Below are 18,784 nucleotides of genomic sequence, written 5' to 3' on the forward strand. Positions count from 1 at the left end.
TTAACATAATATCTCAATATTTGACAAAAAATAATACAAGTTTTCCGATAGATTTAATTTTATATTAAAGGACAGTATTATCCGCACCTCTTTGCATACAGGATAAACTGTCCAATCATTCGAAACTTCACTTTATTTTTCTCTATCGATGTCTATGAATAACATCTACTGCACCCGTTACTTCAATAATTGTACCGGTAATCATATCGGAATCTTCCTCACATAAAAACGAAATCGTTCTTGCGATATCTTCGCCTGTTCCAGATCTACCAATTGGTGTGTTACGTTCTTTCAACTGACGTGCTTCTTGAATTGTCGCTTCTTTCATATCACCAATAATATCACCAGGACATACCATATTTGCAGTAATTCCATATTCTGCTTCTTCGTAAGCAACTGTTTTCGTTAATGAAACAAGTCCTACTTTCGCTGCGGCAAAAGCTGAACGATAAATCCATCCCGGTGCGCTATCTGCCCCTTGGAATCCGTAATTAATAATACGGCCAAAGTTCTGTTTTCTCATAACTGGAACGACAAGTTTCAACAAATGAAATACCGCTGTTAAATTACCCTGAATCATTTCATTCCATTCATCTTCTTCATAATCGACTAACTTTTTTCGTTCAAATACATATGGACCAGCATTATTAATTAAGAAATCAATTTTGCCAAAACGGCTTATCGCTTCTTCTACTATTTTATGTAAATCTTCCTTTTTCGTGACATCCGCTTGCACGAATTGTAGACGCTCTTCCATATTTTTATATGTTTCTTTCATCTTTTCCATAGCCGTGATATCGCTATGATATGTTACTGTTACTGAATAGCCTTTAGCCAATAATTTTTCTGTTACTTGCTTTCCTAAACCTTTCGTACCGGCTGTAATGAGCGCGTGTCTCACAAAACGGCCCCCTTTTAAATTGCTATAGTTCATATGTAACAAGTTCTCGCACCAATTACAACTAAAATGAATCAAAACAGAGTTTTCGAAATTCTGTAACGTTTCCGACAAGCACCTTACCAAAATTTGTTTTATAATAAAGTTGTAAACGGTAATAAAAATGATTGGGAGGAATTTACTATGAATAATACATATACAAATATTTTAATCGCGGTGGATGGTTCTAAAGAAGCAGAAAAAGCCTTTAAAAAAGCAATTCAAGTCGCAAAACGCAACAATGCAACATTAACTATTGCTCATATCGTTGATGTAAAAGCATACTCAGCAGTAGAAGCTTATAGCCGTGCAATTGCTGAACGTGCAAATCTATTTGCAGAAGACTTATTAGAAGACTACAAAAAAACTGCGCTTGAAGCTGGCCTTGAAAAAATTGAAACTGTATTAGAATTTGGTAATCCTAAATCAAAAATTTCAAAAGAAATTGCTCCAAATCATAAAGTAGATTTAATTATGTGTGGTGCAACTGGTTTAAATGCTGTTGAGCGTTTCCTAATTGGTAGCGTCTCTGAACATATTATTCGCTATGCGAAATGCGATGTCCTTGTTGTTCGTGGTGATGAGGAGCAAGGTGAGCTTTAATTTATAAAAATGAATAGGGTAGATAAGAGACTTTCTCTTATCTACCCTATTTTCATTTATACTTTAGGAATTCTGTAATCTGGATTATGTTGCTCCCAGCCACCTTGTGTATTTACACTCGTATCCCCATCACCATCTACCCATATTGTTCTTCCATCAGGTAAAACTCTTTCATGGGGTGTTACATGATGAGTATTCGGGTTTTCCTCCGCTGCATATTCTACATCCATTGCTTCTGGAGCTGATGCTTGTGCTACACTATCGCCTTCTACTCCGTCGGCGATTCCATCCACACCATCAATTATATCAATAACTCCAACTGAGAAGACGCCTACAGCTGCAACCTTCGCTAATTCTTTTCCTGCTTCTATCGCTTTATCAGTATCTCCCTCCCGTATCGCTTGCACCGTTTCAACTCCCTTTTCTGAAACATGTACAATACCTTTCCCAATTGTCGTTGCTGTATCTTGAACCGTTCCCAGTATTTCTTTGTATCCTCGCTTCGCTTGCTGTTTATCATCTGTAATGAGACCGCCTATAGCATCATACGTCCCATCAGCAAGATTCCCAACGATTTCTCCAGTTTTAACCGTAGCTTTATTAACCCCTTTTCCAACATCCTTTATGAAATTACTGTTCGTAACTTCGCCTACTACTTCTATCGCACCGCCCACTACTTCAGCTGCAGCTTTAGACACTGCTCCAGTTACTGATTTTATTAAACCCATACCGCATCCCCTTTTTCAAATAAATCATTATATAATATTATTACAATTATAATTATATAGCTGTAGTCTATATAACTACAACTTATTTCACATACTTCACTATAAATACAAGACAAACTAGCACAATAATAGCTACTGCCAACACATAAGGCGGAAGAAACTTCAAAGACCACAATGCCATCATAATCGTAGCTACTGTTAAATAAGATTGCCTTGCATCTTCTGTCATTTTTTTACGAAGGCAGAATACATACAAATAGCCAATTGGCGGCGTAATAAAGCAAAGAACATATATGATTTTAGATTTCAAATACCATTTTTGTTCCCCTAGTTTCTTTATATCTTCTTCTATTCTCTTATGCTCTTGTTCTCTGGCTTCTTCTACAAGCGGATCTTCCTCTTCTCCTCGCTTTTCTTTCATATAAGGAAGAAAGTGCATGAAAAAATAGTATGCAAATACGAACGCTCCAAAGCCAATATTTAATCTTTCTAATGGAACATGCTCACTAAAAAAGACAGCAGTAAGCGCTAAGGATAAACAGTACGTCATCATCCAAAATGAACGTTTTCTCTTTTTTCGTTCTATCTCTTTTTTATCATGTACATGTTTTCTTTTCGAAAGCCATATTGAAATACAGCAGTCTACTACAAATAGAATAAAGATAAATATCCCGATATGTACTGTTTCTACATCCTCAAATGAAAAAACATTTGGGAATGCAACATGTAATACAATTAATGTGTACAAAATTAACCCTATAAAATAAATACGTCTCATTTTCCATCCCTTTCTTATTTCCTAACATTACGTTAACATACATTTTTTAGAAATAGACGGACAAAATATATATGTTTAAAAAAGGAGGATGCTACATGGATGATTCTGAACGTATTATTTTAGATGTGAATGGGAAAGAAATCGAAATGTTAGATACAATTCGCGCACATTTTAAAGAGAAACATGGAGTTGAACTAAGTAACGGTGCACTGCTTAGAGATTTGATGGATATTGAGTATATCCGAATTACGGAAGATCGACATAAGTATGATTAATCGATACATTGTAAGCCTAGAGCAAATTGCTCTAGGCTTACTTACATCCACACGAAAAATGCTATAATTAGGAAAAATGTGGAGGCTGTCAAAATATGAAATCTGAAAATATCTCAAAACATTTTCATACATTACATGTACAAAGGAACGAATTCCTTCCTCATCTCCATTCACTATCAAAAGAACAACTATGGTATAGGAAAGAGGACAAAAAATGGTCTATTGGTGAACACTTTTATCACTTATATTTAATTGCAAAGATGCTTAAAGTAGCAATTAAATTCTCTTTCACCCTTATCCCTTATGCAAAGCTAAGAAAAAACGCCCCATTTGCCACTGAAATACATGACATTTATGCCGAATATAAAGAAAAGCATGGCAAAGGAATGAAAGCACCTTGGATTTTAATCCCTTCAAAAAAAGTCTATCAATCTATGAATGTAACTCAATTAGAAGAATTACTTACACGTGAAACAAATGAAATAAAAAAACTCGTTCAAAATATAGAAGAAAATATTGCAGGGCATATCGTATTTTTAGATCCAATTGCTCACTATCCTAATTTGATTCAATCTATTCAACTATTAGCGATACATGAGAAACATCATTTTATGAGTATGAAATGATAAATACTCCTATAAAAATCTAAATACAAAAAGGTAAGGTGCTTTCTATAAAAAGCACCTTACCTTCTATCTCATACATCATTTAATTCCCACAAACTCTCCAACTAATCCTTTCGCCTTCTCCAAAGCTTTTTCAATTTGCTCAAATCCAGTCCCGCCAGCACTATTACGACGCTTTACAGCCGCATATGGTGACAGCACTTCATACAAATCTTCTTCAAATAACGAGCTCATTTCTTTATATGTTGCAAGTGGTACATCTACTAAATAAATTCCTTTTTGTGTGCAGTGCAGCACTAGCTTTCCAACAATTTCATGAGCTTGACGGAACGGTAGTCCTTTGTTTGCTAAGTAGTCGGCAATTTCTGTTGCGTTAGAGAAATCTTGCGTTACAGCTTGCCCCATTTTTTCTTTGTTTACAGTCATCGTCTCTAACATGCCTGCCATAATATGAAGGCATCCTTCTACTGTTTTTACTGTATCAAACATTCCTTCTTTATCTTCTTGCAAGTCTTTATTGTAAGCGAGCGGTAATCCTTTCATTACTGTAAGTAAACTAAATAAATTACCGTATACTCTGCCTGTTTTACCACGGATTAGTTCCGCCATATCTGGATTTTTCTTTTGCGGCATAATGCTGCTTCCCGTTGCGTATTGATCGCTCATTTCAATAAATTGAAACTCTTGGCTACTCCATAAAATAAGTTCTTCGCAAAAGCGTGATAAGTGCATCATAAGCATAGAGGAGTTACTTAGGAACTCCAGTATGAAATCACGATCGCTTACTGCATCTAAACTATTTTCATACATTCCATTAAATCCAAGAAGCTCCGCACTATATTCTCGGTCAATTGGGAATGTCGTTCCTGCTAACGCTCCTGCTCCTAATGGGGAAATGTTAATACGCTTTAATGAATCTTCATAACGATTCACATCACGCTCTAACATCCAAAAATAAGCGAGAATATGATGCGCAAATGAAATTGGCTGGGCACGCTGCAAGTGCGTATAACCAGGCATAATTGTTTCAATATTATTTTCTGCTTGATGAACAAGAACAGTTTGCAATTGTTTTGTAGCTTTTATAATATGTTCTACTTTTTCTTTTAAATATAAATGCATATCTGTCGCTACTTGATCGTTACGACTTCGGCCAGTATGAAGTTTCCCGCCTACTTCACCGATTTTTTCAATTAACATCTTTTCGATATTTAAATGAATGTCTTCCGCTTCAACGGAAAAATGCAATTTATTTTGTTTCGCTTCTTCTAATAAATATTGAAGACCTATCTTTATTTTCTCTGCTTCTTCTTTCGTAACGATGCCTTGCTTTGCTAGCATCGTTACGTGTGCAATACTTCCGTTTATATCTTGATTTACTAATTGTTGATCGAAGGAGATGGATGCTCCGAACTCTTCAACCCATGCTTCCGCTTCTTCTGTAAAACGTCCGCCCCAAAGTTTGCTCACGCTTCCACCTTCTTTTGATTCACTTGGCTGTATACTTTCGTCGGTAAACCGAATAATGAAATGAATCCAACTGCTGCATCATGATTAAATTCATCCTGAGCAGTATACGTTGCTAATTTTTCATCGTATAAAGAGTACTCAGATTTACGTCCTTCTACAATCGCATGGCCTTTAAATAATTTCACACGCACTATGCCTGTTACATTCTTTTGCGTTTCTTGTAAGAAAGCATTCAGCGCTTGTTTTAAAGGCGAGAACCATAAACCGTTATAAATAAGTTCTGTTATTTTCTGCTCAATCATCGGTTTAAAATGCGCTACTTCTTTTACGAGTGTTAAATCTTCCAGTTCCTTGTGCGCCGTAATTAATGTCATCGCTGCTGGGCATTCGTATACTTCACGCGATTTAATACCAACAAGGCGATTTTCTACGTGATCGATACGTCCAACGCCATGTTTTCCAGCAAGTGCATTTAACGTTTTAATGAGTTCTGAAAGTGGGTATGCAGTACCATTTAAAGTTGTCGGTACGCCTGCTTCAAAACCGATTTCTACAAACTCTGGTTTATTCGGTGTATCTTCTAATGCTAATGTCATCTCATATGCATCTTCTGGCGGCGCTGCCCATGGATCTTCTAAAATGCCACATTCATTACTGCGTCCCCATAAATTTTGATCGATTGAAAAAGGGCTGTCTAAATTAATCGGAATTGGTACATCGTTTTCTTTTGCATAGGCAATTTCTTCTTCACGTGACCATTTCCATTCACGTACAGGCGCAATCACTTCTAAGTAAGGATTTAACGCTTGAATAGAAACTTCAAAACGAACTTGATCATTCCCTTTCCCTGTACATCCGTGTGCCACTGCAGTCGCACCTTCTTGTTCTGCAATTTCCACTAATTTCTTCGCGATAAGTGGGCGTGATAGCGCCGAAACGAGAGGATATTTCCCTTCGTATAACGTGTGCGCTTGCATCGCCATCAATGCATATTCGTTTGCAAATTCTTCTTGAACATCAATCATATATGATTTAATTGCACCTACTGAAAGTGCCTTTTCTTTCACAAATGCTAAGTCTTTACCTTCCCCTAAGTCTAAACAAAGCGCGATAACATCATAATTCTTCTCTTGTAACCATTTAATTGCAACGGAAGTATCAAGACCTCCAGAATATGCTAATACAACTTTTTTCTTCTCCATTTTGCATCCCCCTAAAGAATAAATATTCATTTTCTTTTATAATAATTCACACTTTAACACCTTTTACAAAATGTATCAAGAGTCATTTTCAAATTTTTTCAAACAATTTCGTCGAACTTCTTTCTGTTTTTTTGTACAATATAAGCAGGAAAACGGGGGTGAACTTATGGAAAAGTATTTCTTATACGATGAACATCTCGGAATTGAAGTTCCGCATTTACAAGAAGACTGGGAAGATATCCCCGAAAAAATGCAACATGCGATTTTATTAAAATGGGAACAAGTTCGCGGAAAGATTCCTGATCGTATAAAAGAACTCGAACATTATATTAATGCAAAACAGCATCATTTAAATAACGAAGAAGACTTCGAAATTTCTTGCAAACTGAATTCAGAAATTGCCGATCTCGCTTCCATCATTAATGACCTTTGGCTTTGGTATCGACTCACTCAAAATGTATCTGAGGGGAAAGCACACCAATAAAAAAAGCATACCCCTCAATTACTTTGGGTCATGCTTTTTTGTCGTAACACGATTTACAATATATTTCTTGTGCTGTTTTTGCCAAACACGCATCAAATGGACCAACTAATATACTTCTTTCTTTCGGCAACTTTACAAAAGCAACAAGCTCTTCTTCATATTGAATCTTTTTCTGACATGAAACACATGTTAACTCTTTTCTTTTAAACATGTCTTTTAGCATATTCTCACTCTCCTCTTTATCTATCTATATTAATATACTCTCATAATAGTTAAAATTTGTAAAAATATGACACATTATAAAGTAAATGATTCATATACTATGTACAAAAGGAGGCCTTACACTTATGCGCGCTTTCGTTATTATCGCTTTAACTTTTTTAAGTGTGATTAGCTGGGATGCGTTTTTTAAAGATAAAAATGATGATAAAAATACAACTGAATAGAAACTCTTCTTTTCTTACTTATTGGACAAACTAAAAAAACTGTCCAATTCTCCAAAATAACTTAGGCTTTTCTACAAAAATATTTAAACATAACAATTTTTGTAGATTTCCTCCGTTTATTGTCGGTTTCCATCCGCATACATTTTTTGAAAGTATGATATAATAATATAAATCTTGAAGGAAGGGATTTTGATATCATGATCGCTCGAAGGAGCATGTGGCATCGTATTGATGAATCATACACGTAGCGTATTTTCCAGCTCAGATACTTTAGTCTAGCGAAAAAAATACGAGAGTGGGGAAATTATGATTGCCCGAAGGATAATTTGGCAAAAAAAAGACTCTTCTTACACATAGCGTTTTGTTTAGGGCTTAATTGTTACTAGCTAAACAAAACAAAGAAGAGCAGGATTGCTAAATGAAGAATCCTACTCCACGTTTTGTTTAGTCGTTTTAAGACTTAAACTAAAACGAAAGTAGGGAGAATTGATGGACGAGAGGATTATTCGTTATTTCTTCAGCGACATATAGCGTAGTTAGTTTTTTCGTAAACTAACTGAAGCTACATGTGAGCTCGTAGTTAGTTTACAACACAAAAAAGGACTACTAACTACGGAAAGAAGGAATAACGATGAGGAACATCCAAAGTCGACAAATTATTAAAGAAGTTTTTATGGTTTTAATCGGTTCATTTATTTTAGCAGCAGCGCTATATCACATTCACTTCCAAAACCACTTAACAGAAGGTGGTTTTGTAGGTATCGCACTATTCATCCAAAATTTTTATGATATTTCACCATCTATTTCAACTGTAATGATGGATATCCCAATTATTCTACTATGCGCGTCATTGTTAGGTAGAAAAATGGTTGGCTATTCATTCTTAGGTTCAATTTCATTCGGAGTATTTTATTCTCTTATGGAAAATTATTCTCCATTTACGGTCGATTTATCAAACAATTTATTTATAGCTGCAGTAGTTGGCGGTGCGTTAGCTGGTATTGGACTCGGTTTTATATTGCGATTTGGCGGTGCAACCGGTGGAGACGATATTTTAACAATTGTATTAAGTAAAAAAACACGTTTTACAATTGGGCAAATTTTCTTCGTCTTTGACGCGATTGTTCTTGCGCTTTCATTATATTATTTAAATTGGACAGAAATTGCTTTTACTATTCTTTCGATTGCCGTACAGGCAAAAACATTGGATTTAATTTATTATCCAAAAACAGAAAAAGCAGAAGAAAAGCAGCCAGTATCTATTCCAATGTCCAAAAAGCATGCAACAAATTAAAAAAGCGAAAGGCTTCGGCCTCTCGCTTTTTTTATGCTCTTTTTTCCTTCTCGACTATGTGGCGCACTTGATAAAATCTATTTGCAAATTCAGTAACGTTTCTTGTTAAACGATAATTCACTGTAGACCCGATTGCCATTCCAATTACCGGAATACCTTGGAATAATTTACGACGAAGAGCATAAATCGAAAATGTTTTCAAAATTTGTTTTAAAATAATTTCAGTCGAAGCTGGTTGTAACACCGCTTCGTCTCCTTCGTAGAAGAAGGAATCTTCTTGTTCTAACTCTTGCAGTAAATTGTACCATGCGTATTGCTGAAGCCTTCCTGGTAGTAATGACGCATGAAATACTTTTAACGCAAGCATCATTTCATACGGCTTATTCACATCATGCCCAAATGACGTTGCAATAAGTTGGACAGCCTTCACATTTAACGCAATCATAACCGGAAAATCAGCTGTTAATAATAATAAACCTCCAGCACCCGTTGCTCCGCCTTGTACGAATGAATATAGGCGATGGCGTGCTGTTTGCTGCTCTGCTATGTATGTTAATTGGTCAATAGATAATGCTTTTAAATCCTCTAGTTGCTCAATCGATTCATCAAATAATCTCGATGTTCCTAAAATACGATTACGCGCATCTAACTGTGATTGTGAACTTTGAATCAATGCATGCAAATGAAAGAGCCATCCATCTGCTTTCGTAAAGAAATCTTTTCGTTTTTTCTCAGGTAGTTTCGCAATTGTAGTATGTACCCATTTATCAAACAGTTTTTGAAAATCAGTCGCTTCTTGCTCAACTAATTGCGATTCCCATTCTTTTATATTGTCTAAAATGGCTTGTTCTCGCTTCGATCGCATCGTAACAACCACCTCGTTCGATTTTTTTCTATTGTAACATATTTCTGCTTATTCTTTGCAAATATGCTTGTCTATCTTTATTCACATACCATTTTTGAGTAGCATAAAATATTAACAAAAAGGATGAGATAAATCACATGAATCTATCCGATATAAAAAAAGAATATCATGCAGTATTCAGTTTAGGACAAAACTGCTGGCCTGCTTGGGCATTATATCAATTCAAATTATCGCCATTTTTTGGCGTTATTGATTTTATGCTAAGCCCATCATTAGAAAAAGTGAATATATTATTACAAAATCGATTTGACCGTTTTTTACAGTTAGAAAACTTATCCTTCATCTCATTTTGGGATGATGGTGCGAAATTAAGACTCCGGGACAATCTATATGAAATCGACTCCTGCCACGACTTTAAAACAGATGTAAACACACCAACTTCTTGGCCTTCTTATACAGAAATCAAACTAAATTATGAGCATCGTATTACTCGTTTTCTAAATACAATTGAAACGGCACAATCCATATTGTTTATTCGAACTGGAGGAACATACGAAGAAGCACGTTCCTTAGAACAGATTTTATCTCAAATCGTTACACATACATTCTCTGTCCTATTACTCATTCCTGAAGATGTACCAACTGTTACGGAAGAAGATTGGGGATTGCAAAATATTTGCGTTATAAAATGTCCTATTATGGATGTATTTCAGTACAATGAAGCATTTTGGAATGACTTATTTAATGGCATCGTAATTCGACCACATCCTTAAATACACGACACTTTTATTACGCAATACATTATAATCATCCTTATACAAAATAAAGTGAAACTTTAATCAGTGGGGGTTTTGTTCATCCCCCACTGATTATCAGCCCTCACCAATCGGACTTTTATGGACAGTTGATCCCCCACCTAACTTCTTTGCTTCCGCTGAATTTTGAGGTGGGGGTCTTACTGCCCGTTAAAGCGGGATAAATAAGGAGTGATTGTATATGTATCCACGTGCAAAAGCTTTCGGTCTTGCTATACATGACAGTCGCCTTCTTGTACAAGAATATCATACAGGCGATGAAACATATTACCGGCCTCTTGGCGGTTCAATTGAACTTGGTGAAAAATCAGCACATACCGTTATTCGTGAATTTCAAGAAGAGCTTCATACAGAAGTGGAAATCACCGATTATTTAGGTTGCTTAGAAAATATCTTTCATCTTGATGGAGAAATTGCTCATGAAATCATTCAACTATATTCTTTACGCTTATTAGACACATCACTATATGGAATGGAAAAAGTGAAGATACAAGATGAGCAAACAATATCGTATGCGAAATGGATTCCCATTACAGCATTCATTCAGGAGAAAAAAGCACTATATCCAGATGGAATTTTAAACTATATTCAAAAGAAAAAAGACGAAATCCTATAGGATCTCGTCTTTTTTCTTTTCATATATTAACCGATGTTTCCAAGACGTAGTACGTCACGAGCGATCATAACTTCTTCGTCAGTTGGAATTACAATAATTTTTACTGGAGAATGTGGGAAGTTGATGAATGCTTCCTCACCGAATACGTTATTGCGTTTTGCATCGAAGTATACGCCCATGTATTCAAGGCCTTCTAATACGCGTTCACGAATAATCGCACTGTTTTCACCTACACCAGCTGTGAAGATGATTGCGTCTACACCTTTCATACGAGCAGTGTAAGAACCGATGTATTTGTGGATACGGCTTACGAATACATCAAGTGCTACTTTCGCGCGGTGATCGCCTTCTTCTTCTTTTGCAATGATGTCACGTAGGTCACTAGAGTAACCAGTAAGACCTAACATACCACTCTTCTTGTTCAATACGTTAACTACTTCTTCTACTGTTTGGCCTGTTTTTTCCATGATGTATGGAATTAACGCAGGGTCAATGTTACCAGAACGTGTACCCATTGTTACACCAGCAAGTGGAGTGAAGCCCATAGAAGTATCGATAGATTTACCGCCTTCTACTGCTGCGATACTTGCACCGTTACCTAAGTGACAAGAAAGTAAGCTTAAGCTTTCAAGTGGACGACCTAATAGCTCAGCTGCACGCTCAGTTACATATTTATGAGAAGTTCCGTGGAAACCGTATTTACGGATACCGAATTTTTCATAGTACTCATATGGTAAGCTGTATAGGAATGCAGATTCCGGCATTGTTTGGTGGAACGCTGTATCGAATACTGCTACTGCTGGTACGTTTGGTAATACTTCTTGGAATGCTTTAATACCAACAACGTTTGCTGGGTTGTGAAGTGGTGCTAAATCGCTTAATTCTTCGATATCAGCTAATACTTCATCAGTAATTAGAACAGAGTCAGCAAATTTTTCGCCGCCGTGAACAACACGGTGACCGATACCGCCAATCTCGTCTAGAGATTTAACGATTCCGTTTTCAGTTAATTTTTTAAGAAGCATATTAACTGCTACTGCGTGATCTGGAATGTTTGTAATTTCTTTTTGTTTTTCGCCATCTACAGTAATAGTGAAGATACTATCTTCTAAACCGATACGTTCTACTAAACCTTTTGTTAATACTGTTTCACTTGGCATTTCAAATAATTGGAATTTTAAGGAAGAGCTTCCTGCGTTAATCGCGATGATTTTTGACATCTAGTCTTTCGCCCCTTTTTCTCTTGGTAGTTGTGTGGATGTTTCCACAAACCGCTCGATTTTATCTGATCAAATTTACTAAATATGAAAACGTTTCATCATTAGCAAATTTTATACTCACGATTTTAATTTAAACATCGTACGACATATATTTCAAGTGAAAAAATTGTAACACCAAGAAAAAAAATATATTACAGATTTCAAAAAAATTCAGTTAAATCTTGTATATATTTAAAAATATGACATATCATATAAAACTGTACTACATGAATTACTAACCCTGTTACATATACCTGGCCTTATTTATGCGTTGCAAACCAAGTATTTAATTGGTCCATAATGTCCTCCATCGCCTTCATGTTGGAGAATTTAGGTAACTCCACTAATAACGCCTGTTTTGGCATCGTTACACTAGGGCCTTTCTTTTGGAGAACAAATATACTTTTTGCATTTTTCTCGTTTTTAAACATGGAAACAGGTAGCTGTAATAACCCCTGAATAAAGCATGTTTCTTTAATAAATGCATGCAATTTCGGTGCTTGATTACTTTCAAAAATGAAGTTCGGTACTAGGAAGAATAAGTATCCGCCTTCTTTCGTATGCTTCACGCTTTGTTCAATAAATAGGTGGTGGGCATATGACATTCCTTCATCTGCTTTTAACTTATATTCACTTGCACCGATTTCATTTGGATAGTAACCAACCGGTAAGTCTGAAACGACTGCATCAACTGGATCGATATAAAGCGGTGCTAGTCCATCTTGATGGAAGAATTCGATTGCATGCTTTTGTAAATTCGCATTTACTAAAGCAAGTTTAATTAGCACTTCGTCCACTTCTACACCAAATCCACTCATCGTAATGTTTTCTTGAGCACTATTGAAAACTGTCGTCATCAAGTTACCCGTTCCAATTGCAGGGTCTAACACAGTAATTTCATTTTGACCCTTCATAAATTTATGGAATAAGTAGCTCATGAACATACCAACTGCATCAGGCGTCATTTCGTGATTCGCTTGTACGCCTTCTTTCATTCCTTTTAAGATGGCTAACTGAAATGCTTTACGAATTTCTTCACCTTTATATGTTTCTTCATTAAACGTACTATATTCACGATTCAGCCTTTCAATTGCTGATTCTGATAATTCCTCTTGTAAAATCGCTCCTTCAAACAAGTTATCCCCTGTTTCTACAAGCGCCTCTAAATATGTTACATCTAATTCTTTACGTAAAACTACCGCAGAAGAATCAAAAATAGAAAATAAAGTTTCTACTGTCTGACTCACGTACATTCCTCCTTCTCTCTTTTACACATAACTTATATCATACCATAATCTGATTTTTTCCCAAAAGAAAAAGCGACCTCTTTTTTAGAGCTCCCTTTTTAGTGATGTATGATGTAACGTCTTCTCTCGTATATCGATTCCATATAGCAATATATGAGAGAAGACGACCTCTTTCAAAGAGGTCATCTTCCTTCACATTATTTTGCAGCTTTTGCTGCTTCTAATGCTGCTTCATAGTTTGGATGGCTTGTACCTTCGCTTACGTATTCTACGTAAACTACTTTGTCGTTGCTATCTACTACGAATACCGCACGAGCAAGTAAACGAAGCTCTTTCATTACTAAGCCGTAAGCTTCACCGAATGAAAGGTCGCGGTGGTCAGAAAGTGTAACAACATTTTCTAAACCGTTTGCTGCACACCAGCGTTTTTGAGCAAATGGTAAGTCAACGCTAATTGTTAATACTTTCGCGTTTTCAATACCTGCTGCATCTTGGTTAAAACGACGTGTTTGTGCATCACACACACCTGTGTCGATTGAAGGTACAACACTAATTAATTTCACTTCACCTTTGTATGTTTCTAAACTTACTGGAGATAAGTCATTTGCTAGCACTTGGAAGTTTGGCGCTTGATCGCCAACTTTAACTTCTGTTCCAACTAAAGTCATTGGGTTACCTTTAAAAGTTACGTTTGCCACTTGAAAATCCTCCCTTATTTAAACAAAATATGTACAATGTAAATGATAGTTTGTCCCTATCGATAATGCAAATAAAATCGCTTTATTTACAAAAAAATTAAAGAAGCTAATCCATTGATTAGCTTCTTTATTCGTTAAATTTGAAATTCCGGATCGTCTTCTTTTCGTTTATCCATCATTTCTTTCACTTTATCAACAGCTTGTGGCGCTAATTCAATTATTTTATCGATGACGTGTGTTTGCTTATCTAAATGTAACACTTTTACGCCTTCTCCATTTATAACGAGAAAAGCAACAGGATTAATAGAAACTCCTCCACCACTTCCCCCGCCAAATGGATGACGGCCTGAATGTTCTATTTTACCAAATTCACTTCCACCTGCAGCAAATCCGAAGCTAACTTTTGAAACGGTAAGAATTACACTTCCATCTGCCGCTTTAATTGGATCGCCTACAATTGTATTTACATCAGTCATTTGTTTTAAATGCTGCATTGCAGTTGTCATTAAACCTTGAATTGGATGGTCCATTCTATATCCCCCCTTATGCTTGAACAGAGTTTTCAGTCGTACCAGATCTTTGTTTTCTCATAAACGCGATTAATTTAATACCTGTTTTTATAGCACGGAATATACGAAAGGATGCTGTTAATTCACATCTTGACGCAAACCCTTTCCCTTGAAAAACAGGAGTAATTTCAAATTCTGGTACGTCGACAATATGCATATATTGTCCTACAACTCCAGCAGCCATTCCTTTTGTCCCCCATGCATATCCGGTAACAATTCCAGTACTAGCTGCATCACCTGCACCAATTTGCGTGTGCCATCTCCAACCATTGATTTTCACTCGTTTGAGAAAATCTTTAACGATAGTATGAACTTCTTGAAGCTTTTTTATCAGTTCCCCGATGCTATCAAGTTGTGCCATAATTTTATTATCGAGCCCGCCATCCTCTTCAGCTTTTTCGATTTTTTGCCCTGTTTTCTTCTGTTGCTTCTCAATTCTTTCCAACACATCAAATGTATAGCGAATCATCCATATTTTCACTTGAAACAAACATTGCTTTTCCATTTCTGAATATAAAAATGTCACTTTAAGCTTTATTTTCGACAATAGTATAAGCAAAATAAAAAGGAGAAGAATTATTATTCCAATTACGAACCACTTCATACGTATCATCCTTTCACTCCGTACCCATTATCGACAACTTTATTCATCATTAAACAGAGTTTCATAAGATTGAATATAAAAATTTTTCTAAAAATAAAAAGGTATTTTGACAATTTATATCGAAATATATTATTTGAACATATCATCAGGGAACGGACTCTAATGATATGTAGCACGAAGCATAGAAAATTTAACTGCAGTGGAGGGATACATAATGGCAGATCGTCGCAATTTATTTTTCTTTTATGGTGATGACAAAGCAAAGCTCGTTGAAAAAATGAAACCAATCTATCGTATTTTAGAAGAGAATGGATTTACCATATTAGATCATCCAAAAAATGCAAACGCTATCGTCAGTGTTGGAGATGATGCAACTTTCTTACAAGCCGTTCGTAAAACTGGTTTTAGGGAAGATTGTTTATACGCAGGGATTTCTACGAAAGATGAAATTTCATTCTACTGCGATTTCCATATTGATCACGTTGATATAGCCCTTCAAGAAATTACAAAAAATGAAATTGAAGTGCGAAAATATCCAACAATTGAGGTAGATGTGGATGGCAGCACATCCTTCCATTGTTTAAATGAGTTCTCATTACGTTCTAGCATTATTAAAACGTTCGTTGTAGACGTTCACGTTGATAATTTATATTTCGAAACATTTAGAGGTGACGGTTTAGTTGTTTCTACCCCAACAGGAAGTACAGCTTATAATAAATCGTTACGTGGTGCAGTTGTTGATCCGCTTATCCCTTGCTTCCAAGTAAGTGAATTAGCATCTTTAAATAACAACACATACCGCACGCTCGGTTCACCGTTCATTTTAAATCACGAACGTACATTAACTTTAAAACTAAGACCAGACGGTAACGATTATCCTGTTATCGGTATGGATAATGAAGCGCTTAGCATTAAACAAGTGGAAAAAGCTGTTGTACGCTTAAGCGATAAACAAATTAAAACAGTTAAATTAAAAAACAACTCTTTCTGGGAAAAAGTACAGAGAACATTTTTATAGTATTAAAATAACCGTAGAATTATGGTGACCCATAATTCTACGGTTATTTATTTACCTCGATTGGCGCGAACAACAACCTCTCGCTATCCGGCCGTTATTCTTGTCAGTTTTTGTCGGTAAGTCGATATATTTCGAGTTACCGTCGATATATTCCGATAATCGCTCATATATTTTTACGCATCTTTTCTATAGACGACTTTGCCATCTATTACGGTCATCTCTGCTTGTACTTCTTTTATTTCTTCTGCCTCTATTTCAAAAATATTGCGGTCTAATATCGTAAAGTCCGCTTCATATCCTTTTGTAATTTGCCCTCGCTTCTCTTCTTTTCCAATTGCATAGGCACTTCCTGTTGTAAATAAAGAGACAGCCTCATATGCCGTTAACCTTTCCTCTGGCATATAGCACACACCGTCAATAAAACTTCTGCGTGTAACAGCGCTATATATGCCTAGAAACGGATTCACTTGCTCAATTGGAGCATCCGAGCCCCCGTTACAGTGTAATCCCGCTTCCAGTAACGTCTTCCAAGCGTACGCATAACGAAGACGATGCTCGCCTAGTTTTTCAATGACTGATGGAAAATCCGATGAAACAAAGACTGGTTGTATATCAATAATGGCTTGTAAGTTTTTCATTCTTTCAATCAACTCTTCACGAGCTAGCTGACAATGAATAATGCGGTCACGTAATCCTTCTGCTGGCGGATACAATTCAAGCGCATCAATGACATATTCAAGCGATAAGTCACCGATAGTATGAATCGCAACTGGCATATGTAAATCTCGTGCTTTCTTCACTAATTCCGCAAGTTCTTCACGTGAGAAAATCGCAACCCCATTCGTTTCCTTCGCATCTTCATACGGTTCACTTAATAATGCTGTTCTTCCGCCAAAAGAACCGTCAGAAAAAATTTTCATTGCCCCAAATTCAATATAATGCTCATTTTCATATTCCTTTCGTTCCTGTGCTACTTCATGGTGAACGAGTAAATGTGCTTTAAATGGCATTTCCTTTATGACATGAGAAAACGCATTGTGCGTTTTTCTAAAACCACCGTAATAATTCAAATCTTCCGTATGCCCACCAACGAGACCATATTGCCAGCAATCTTTAATCGCTGTTTGCAAAGCGCTTTGTAAATAAGCTTCATCAATTTCAGGCTGCACATGTTTAATTAACTCTTGTCCTTGTTCATATAAAAGCCCTGTTAACATATTTGATGAATCACGGCCAATTTTCCCGCCTTTTGGATCTTCTGCCTTTTCTGTTATATTTGCTTCTTGCAGTATGTATGAATTCACCCATGTAACGTGACGGCAAACTCTCTTTAATAAAATGGGATGTTCTTTCGAAATTTCATCTAAATCACGCGCGTGAACATCTTTCGTATCTGTAAAGTTATTCTCATTCCAACCTTCTCCAATAATCCAAGAACCTTTTGGTGCTTCTTCTACGCGCTTCCGAACGAGAGTCAGCACTTCGCTATACGATGTACAATTTGATAAATCTAGACGAAGTAATCTCTCCCCGTGACCAATAAGATGCATATGGCTATCAACGAGGCCTGGAATCATCGTTTTGTCTTCTAAATCGTACAATGTAACCGCAACATATCGGTTTTCTAACTCTTCTTTACTTCCAACATCAACGATCATACCGTTTTCAACGTAAATAGCGTCCACTTTTTCATTTTCTTCTCTCATTGTGTAAATGGTGCCACCATACCAAATTTCCCCCATATATTTCATCTCCTTTATTTTTTATTGTATAAAAAAAGCACCATTTCAAAACATGGTGCTTTTCTAAACATTACTTTTGTTCAGTAGTAGACGTTGTAATTTGCCATTCAATATTAAATTTATCTTTTACTTGTCCGTATGCTGGGCTCCAGAACGTTTCTTGAAGTGGCATAATAACTTCGCCACCCTCTTGTAACTTATTGAATACTTCTTTCGCTTTTTCCGCGTTACTAATTTGAATTGCAATTGTTACTTGAGATCCAATTGCATGCCCTTTACCTGGGAATGTATCAGAAATCATAAGGTCCGTATTACCAACTTTTAAAGTAGCGTGTAAAACGCGCTCTTTTGCTTCAGCTGGAACCGGGTATTCTGGATTTTCAGGCATATCACCAAACGTTTGCATGACTTCTACTTTTGCATCTAACGCCTCTTTATAAAACTGTACAGCTTCTTGCCCACTACCATCTAAAACTAAGTACGGATTAATACCTAAAATCATACGGAC

The 18,784-nt window shown here is 36.2% G+C and carries 22 protein-coding genes; 8 read left to right on the top strand and 14 right to left on the bottom strand.

Features of this window, described 5'->3' with window-relative positions; all coding sequences use genetic code 11:
• Window positions 1–142 precede the first annotated feature (142 nt).
• Entirely contained in the window at window positions 143–934 is a 792-nt protein-coding gene (locus ACTFRN_RS10135; RefSeq protein WP_074567728.1) for an SDR family oxidoreductase, read from the bottom strand.
• Between the two features lie 147 nt (window positions 935–1,081).
• On the opposite strand from ACTFRN_RS10135, the gene ACTFRN_RS10140 reads away from it, so the two are divergent.
• Window positions 1,082–1,540 (top strand): universal stress protein, encoded by a 459-nt coding sequence (locus ACTFRN_RS10140; protein WP_001066673.1) that lies wholly within the window; start codon window positions 1,082–1,084, stop codon window positions 1,538–1,540.
• A 56-nt stretch (window positions 1,541–1,596) separates the two neighbouring features.
• On the opposite strand, the gene ACTFRN_RS10145 is transcribed toward ACTFRN_RS10140, so the two are convergent.
• On the bottom strand, window positions 1,597–2,268 hold the full coding sequence (locus tag ACTFRN_RS10145; protein WP_049112489.1) for a hypothetical protein: 672 nt from the start codon (window positions 2,266–2,268) through the stop codon (window positions 1,597–1,599).
• Window positions 2,269–2,350: 82 nt separating this feature from the next.
• Window positions 2,351–3,046, bottom strand: coding sequence for a hypothetical protein (locus ACTFRN_RS10150; protein WP_074567716.1), 696 nt, complete (start codon window positions 3,044–3,046; stop codon window positions 2,351–2,353).
• Between the two features lie 95 nt (window positions 3,047–3,141).
• On the opposite strand from ACTFRN_RS10150, the gene ACTFRN_RS10155 reads away from it, so the two are divergent.
• Window positions 3,142–3,321: a hypothetical protein gene (locus tag ACTFRN_RS10155; RefSeq protein WP_014893480.1), complete on the top strand. Its 180-nt coding sequence runs from the start codon at window positions 3,142–3,144 to the stop codon at window positions 3,319–3,321.
• 95 nt (window positions 3,322–3,416) lie between these two features.
• Window positions 3,417–3,947, top strand: coding sequence for a DinB family protein (locus ACTFRN_RS10160; RefSeq protein WP_014893479.1), 531 nt, complete (start codon window positions 3,417–3,419; stop codon window positions 3,945–3,947).
• Between the two features lie 78 nt (window positions 3,948–4,025).
• On the opposite strand, the gene argH is transcribed toward ACTFRN_RS10160, so the two are convergent.
• Both argH and ACTFRN_RS10170 read right to left on the bottom strand, forming a co-directional pair.
• A complete protein-coding gene (gene argH, locus ACTFRN_RS10165) occupies window positions 4,026–5,417 on the bottom strand; it encodes an argininosuccinate lyase (RefSeq protein WP_000041260.1) in 1,392 nt (463 codons plus the stop codon).
• Window positions 5,414–6,619: an argininosuccinate synthase gene (locus ACTFRN_RS10170; RefSeq protein WP_088106382.1), complete on the bottom strand. Its 1,206-nt coding sequence runs from the start codon at window positions 6,617–6,619 to the stop codon at window positions 5,414–5,416. Before ACTFRN_RS10170 ends, argH begins: the two co-directional genes overlap by 4 nt.
• Window positions 6,620–6,785: 166 nt before the next feature.
• On the opposite strand from ACTFRN_RS10170, the gene ACTFRN_RS10175 reads away from it, so the two are divergent.
• Window positions 6,786–7,103, top strand: a complete 318-nt coding sequence (locus tag ACTFRN_RS10175; RefSeq protein ID WP_014893478.1) for a hypothetical protein — start codon at window positions 6,786–6,788, stop codon at window positions 7,101–7,103.
• Window positions 7,104–7,131: 28 nt separating this feature from the next.
• Here the strand turns inward: ACTFRN_RS10175 and ACTFRN_RS10180 are convergent, their stop codons facing one another.
• Entirely contained in the window at window positions 7,132–7,326 is a 195-nt protein-coding gene (locus tag ACTFRN_RS10180; RefSeq protein WP_000910290.1) for a hypothetical protein, read from the bottom strand.
• 854 nt (window positions 7,327–8,180) lie between these two features.
• Between ACTFRN_RS10180 and ACTFRN_RS10185 the strand changes: the two genes are divergently transcribed.
• Window positions 8,181–8,843 carry a YitT family protein gene (locus tag ACTFRN_RS10185; RefSeq protein WP_001244531.1) on the top strand — a complete coding sequence of 221 codons (663 nt, stop codon included), beginning with the start codon at window positions 8,181–8,183 and terminating at the stop codon, window positions 8,841–8,843.
• Between the two features lie 31 nt (window positions 8,844–8,874).
• On the opposite strand, the gene ACTFRN_RS10190 is transcribed toward ACTFRN_RS10185, so the two are convergent.
• Complete coding sequence (locus ACTFRN_RS10190; protein WP_001256870.1) at window positions 8,875–9,708, bottom strand: EcsC family protein; 834 nt, start codon at window positions 9,706–9,708, stop codon at window positions 8,875–8,877.
• A 137-nt stretch (window positions 9,709–9,845) separates the two neighbouring features.
• Between ACTFRN_RS10190 and ACTFRN_RS10195 the strand changes: the two genes are divergently transcribed.
• On the top strand, window positions 9,846–10,481 hold the full coding sequence (locus tag ACTFRN_RS10195) for a DUF1796 family putative cysteine peptidase (protein ID WP_074615299.1): 636 nt from the start codon (window positions 9,846–9,848) through the stop codon (window positions 10,479–10,481).
• 223 nt (window positions 10,482–10,704) lie between these two features.
• Entirely contained in the window at window positions 10,705–11,139 is a 435-nt protein-coding gene (locus ACTFRN_RS10200) for an NUDIX hydrolase (RefSeq protein WP_074615298.1), read from the top strand.
• Between the two features lie 26 nt (window positions 11,140–11,165).
• Here ACTFRN_RS10200 and ackA read toward each other — a convergent pair whose 3' ends face one another.
• The 5 genes from ackA to ACTFRN_RS10225 form a co-directional block, all read right to left on the bottom strand.
• Window positions 11,166–12,359 carry an acetate kinase gene (ackA, locus tag ACTFRN_RS10205; RefSeq protein ID WP_000034576.1) on the bottom strand — a complete coding sequence of 398 codons (1,194 nt, stop codon included), beginning with the start codon at window positions 12,357–12,359 and terminating at the stop codon, window positions 11,166–11,168.
• Between the two features lie 299 nt (window positions 12,360–12,658).
• A complete protein-coding gene (locus ACTFRN_RS10210) occupies window positions 12,659–13,645 on the bottom strand; it encodes a class I SAM-dependent methyltransferase (protein WP_140383336.1) in 987 nt (328 codons plus the stop codon).
• Window positions 13,646–13,842: 197 nt separating this feature from the next.
• The gene (tpx, locus tag ACTFRN_RS10215) at window positions 13,843–14,343 is read right to left on the bottom strand and encodes a thiol peroxidase (RefSeq protein ID WP_000024530.1); all 501 of its coding nucleotides are present in this window, start codon (window positions 14,341–14,343) and stop codon (window positions 13,843–13,845) included.
• 134 nt (window positions 14,344–14,477) lie between these two features.
• Window positions 14,478–14,873: a GerW family sporulation protein gene (gene ytfJ, locus ACTFRN_RS10220; RefSeq protein WP_000350002.1), complete on the bottom strand. Its 396-nt coding sequence runs from the start codon at window positions 14,871–14,873 to the stop codon at window positions 14,478–14,480.
• A 13-nt stretch (window positions 14,874–14,886) separates the two neighbouring features.
• Window positions 14,887–15,525 (bottom strand): DUF2953 domain-containing protein, encoded by a 639-nt coding sequence (locus ACTFRN_RS10225; RefSeq protein WP_014893477.1) that lies wholly within the window; start codon window positions 15,523–15,525, stop codon window positions 14,887–14,889.
• Between the two features lie 205 nt (window positions 15,526–15,730).
• On the opposite strand from ACTFRN_RS10225, the gene ACTFRN_RS10230 reads away from it, so the two are divergent.
• A complete protein-coding gene (locus tag ACTFRN_RS10230) occupies window positions 15,731–16,534 on the top strand; it encodes an NAD kinase (RefSeq protein ID WP_000785165.1) in 804 nt (267 codons plus the stop codon).
• 173 nt (window positions 16,535–16,707) lie between these two features.
• On the opposite strand, the gene ACTFRN_RS10235 is transcribed toward ACTFRN_RS10230, so the two are convergent.
• Together ACTFRN_RS10235 and ACTFRN_RS10240 are read right to left on the bottom strand one after the other, a co-directional pair.
• On the bottom strand, window positions 16,708–18,276 hold the full coding sequence (locus ACTFRN_RS10235) for an amidohydrolase (protein ID WP_049113448.1): 1,569 nt from the start codon (window positions 18,274–18,276) through the stop codon (window positions 16,708–16,710).
• A gap of 70 nt (window positions 18,277–18,346) precedes the next feature.
• Entirely contained in the window at window positions 18,347–18,778 is a 432-nt protein-coding gene (locus ACTFRN_RS10240; RefSeq protein WP_000600360.1) for a VOC family protein, read from the bottom strand.
• Window positions 18,779–18,784: the final 6 nt, after the last annotated feature.

It is taken from the genome of Bacillus cereus group sp. MYBK245-2 (assembly GCF_051916145.1).
Lineage (GTDB): Bacteria > Bacillota > Bacilli > Bacillales > Bacillaceae_G > Bacillus_A > Bacillus_A pacificus.